This is a genomic window from Streptomyces sp. WAC06614, assembly GCF_003949795.1.
Taxonomy (GTDB): domain Bacteria; phylum Actinomycetota; class Actinomycetes; order Streptomycetales; family Streptomycetaceae; genus Streptomyces.
In genome coordinates, this window is the sequence record NZ_RPRY01000522.1 from 1 (window position 1) to 3134 (window position 3134).

Genomic DNA, 3134 nt, shown 5'->3' on the forward strand with positions numbered 1-3134 from the left:
GGGGCGGGGCCTCGCCCGACGGGGCGTCCGCGGGGACGCCGAAGTCCACCACCAGGGCGACCCGCTTGCGGCCCTCCACCGGAGCCGTGGTGCCGCAGATCGCCGCGAAGTCCGCGGCGGCCCTCGGCCTGGCCGCCTCCGCCGCCGCGTCCTGGCTGACGGCGAAGCGGAAGCCCAGGACCGTACCGTCCTGCGGGCGCAGCTGCGACGGGCCCTGGTTCGCGTACGTCCACTCCTGTGCGCCGCCGCCCTCCCAGAAGGACCAGTAGCGGTAGCCCGCCGCCAGCGCCGGGGCCGCCGCGACGAGCGCCAGCACGGCGCCCAGCGTGCAGAGGACGGCCAGGCGGCGCCTCACGGCTGCTGCTTCTTCCGGCGGCCGCTCAGGAGGAAGCCGATACCGACACCGGCGGCCGCGCCCGCGCCGATCATCCAGCCGATGGACGAGCCGCTGTCCTCCTTCTTCTGCTCCTTCTTCTTCTCCTCGTTCTTCTGCTGCTCGGGCTGCGGCTTGTCCGTCTGCGGCGCCGGGCCCTGGGCGTTCAGCGCCGCCACCAGATCGGTGCCGCCGAACGCGCGCGGGTCGGCGCCCGTGGCGCGGGCGGCCAGGATGAGCTGGGCGTACGCGGCCGGGCCGGCCGTCTTCGCCCAGCCGGCGGCGTTCTGCTGGAGCCAGCTCAGGGGCTGGGCGGCCGCGGCCGGGTAGCCCGCGGCGGCCAGGGCCACCACCGCGTCGGCGGTGTTGCCGAAGTCGGGCTGGTCGGTCGCGCCGGGCATGGCCGACATCAGGTGGTGGCCGGTCGCGGCCATGGTGTCGGCCAGGTACTTGGCGCCGTTGTCCGCCGACAGCTGTCCGTCCCCGGGCCCCATCTTGCAGCTCAGCGGGTTGACCGCCGTGAAGTCCTTCTTCGCCGCGTCCCCGGTGGGCGTCTGGACGGCCATGCCCGTGCCGAGCACGCCGAGCACCGCCGCCGCGGTCGCGTCGGCGTTCGGCAGCAGCTTGCCGGACTTGTCGGCCTGGAACGCGAACGCGCCCGACGGCGTCGGGCCGGTCTCGCCCTCCTGCTGGCAGCGGATCTGCAGCCACTGGAGCGCGGTCCCGCCCGCCACGTTCTTCTTCGACCTCACCTTGTCGGGCTCCTCGCCCGCCGCGGCGAGCGCGCCGATCACGATGCCGGTCGAGTTGGCGTCCGTACCGGAGTCCATGGCGGTGCCGGGGCCGTAGCTCCAGCCGCCGTCCTCGTTCTGGACGGACTTGAGCCAGTCCACGGCCTTCGTCACCGCGTCCTGGTGGCCGCCGAGCGCGGCCAGTGCCTGCACGGCCGCGGCGGTGGCGTTGGTGTCGGCCATGGTGGTCGCGTCGCACGCCTTGGTGGGGTCGGCGCGGAACGCGGCGAACGAGCCGTTCGCGCACTGCTGGCCGGTCAGCCAGGACACGGCGGCCGGGGCGGGCCGGACGCCGACGGAGTGCTGGGCGAGGAGGGAGAGCGACTGGCGGAAGACGCCGTCGTACGTGGGGTCGCCCGTGCCGTAGAGGCCGGTGGGGGCGGCCGGGGCGGCGGGCGGCTGGTTCGCCGGGGCCGAGGGCGCAGCGGATGCCGCGGGTGACGGATCGGCGAGGGCGGCGGGAGCGGCGGACGCGCAGAGCGCGACCGAGGCGGCGAGTACTGCGGCGCTGCGGCGGACATACATGGGGAGCGGGTTGCCTCTCCTGCCGGGGAGCGGGAGGCAGGCGCGCGGAGGCACCGGCTCCGGCTCCGTTGACCTCGACGGTGCCGGCCGCCGAAGGCTTCGGCGGCACGAGCCGTTCGACCTCGGCACGGGGCATTCCGGCTTCCCGCGGAGCGCGGGTCACGGTTGCGGGTCAGCGCCGGATTCGCACCGGCTTCCCCCCGTACGGAGGTGTGGACGACCGGCCCACTGTACCCGGACGCGATCCCGCCCCGACCGGCCACCGACGCCGCCCGGCCACCTGCTCCCGGCCCCGGCCTGATCCGTACCGGGGCCGCGTCCCGGCACCGGGCCGGTGCCGGCCCGGTGCCGGGCGGGACCCGCCGCACAGCGGGTCGGCAGCCGGCCGAACGGGGGTGCGTACGCCGCTCACAGGGCCCGGTACGTCACCGGGTCGCTGCCCGGTACCGGCTCGGCGCGGCCCTGTTTCACCAGGCGGCGCAGGTGCGCCTCCGCCTCCGAGACGGCGATGTTGCGGGAGCCGTACGGGATCTGCGCCCATGGCCGGTTCCACTCCATCCGCTCGGCCAGCGCCCAGGGCGTGAGGGCCTGCTCGGACAGCAGCCGCCACAGGTCCGACAGCCGGTCCGCGTGGTGCGCCAGCAGGTCGCGGACCCGGGCGGGGGCGTCGGTGAAGGCGTGCTGGTGGGCCGGGAGGACCTCGGCCGGGGCCAGCCGGGCGATGCGTTCGAGGGAGTCGAGGTAGTCGCCGAGGGGGTCGGTGACCCGGGTGTCGGTGGGGTCCTCGTACAGGCCGATGTGCGGGGAGATCCCGGGGAGCAGGTGGTCGCCGGAGAAGAGCCGGCCGTGGCCGGGCAGCCGGGCCGGGTGCTCCTCCTCCAGGTGCAGGCAGACGTGGCCGGGGGTGTGGCCGGGGGTCCAGATCGCGCGGAGCCGGCGGCCGGCGAGGGGGAGCAGTTCGCCGGGGACGATCTCCCGGTCGGGCACGGCGGCCCGCAGTCCCGGCAGGGTGCGCAGCCGGCCGGCCCGGCGGGCGGCGCGCAGCGGGGCGAGGTGTTCCTCGGGGGCGCCGGCCGCGGCGAGCTTCTCGGCCATGTAGTCGTACCAGACGCCGGGTTCGGCGGCCCGGGTGCGCACGACGACCTCGGTGTCGGCGGCGTGCATGGCGATCCAGGCGCCGGAGGCCGCGCGGACCTGGCCGGAGAGGCCGTGGTGGTCGGGGTGGTGGTGGGTGATGACCACGCCGTGGACGTCGGCGGGAGCGAGGCCGAGGGCGCCGAGGCCGGCGGCCAGGGCCTCCCAGGAGGCGGGGTCGTCCCAGCCGGTGTCGACGAGGACGGGCCCGCGGTCGGTGTCGAGGACGTGCACGAGGGTGTGACCGAGGGGGTTGTCGGGGATCGGCACCTTGATCCCCCACACACCCCCACCATGCTCCACCACCACCC

At 76.1% G+C, this 3134-nt stretch carries 3 protein-coding genes and 1 riboswitch; all 3 genes read right to left on the bottom strand.

Annotation, left to right across the window (positions count from 1 at the left end; translation table 11 throughout):
- Window positions 1-355: SCO2322 family protein (locus tag EF918_RS34135; protein WP_260610950.1), on the bottom strand; the 355-nt coding region annotated here is incomplete at its 3' end.
- Window positions 352-1689, bottom strand: a complete 1338-nt coding sequence (locus EF918_RS34140) for a prenyltransferase/squalene oxidase repeat-containing protein (RefSeq protein ID WP_125652759.1) — start codon at window positions 1687-1689, stop codon at window positions 352-354. The genes EF918_RS34135 and EF918_RS34140, both read right to left, overlap by 4 nt.
- A gap of 130 nt (window positions 1690-1819) precedes the next feature.
- A riboswitch (cobalamin riboswitch) is annotated at window positions 1820-1889 on the bottom strand.
- Window positions 1890-2097: 208 nt separating this feature from the next.
- Window positions 2098-3132 (bottom strand): MBL fold metallo-hydrolase, encoded by a 1035-nt coding sequence (locus EF918_RS34145; protein WP_125652760.1) that lies wholly within the window; start codon window positions 3130-3132, stop codon window positions 2098-2100.
- Between the last annotated feature and the right edge of the window lie 2 nt (window positions 3133-3134).

Coding starts and splice junctions, on each gene's coding strand:
- EF918_RS34140 (WP_125652759.1), bottom strand. CDS start 1,689: ATGTATGTCCGCCGCAGCGCCGCAGTACTCGCCGCCTCGGTCGCGCTC.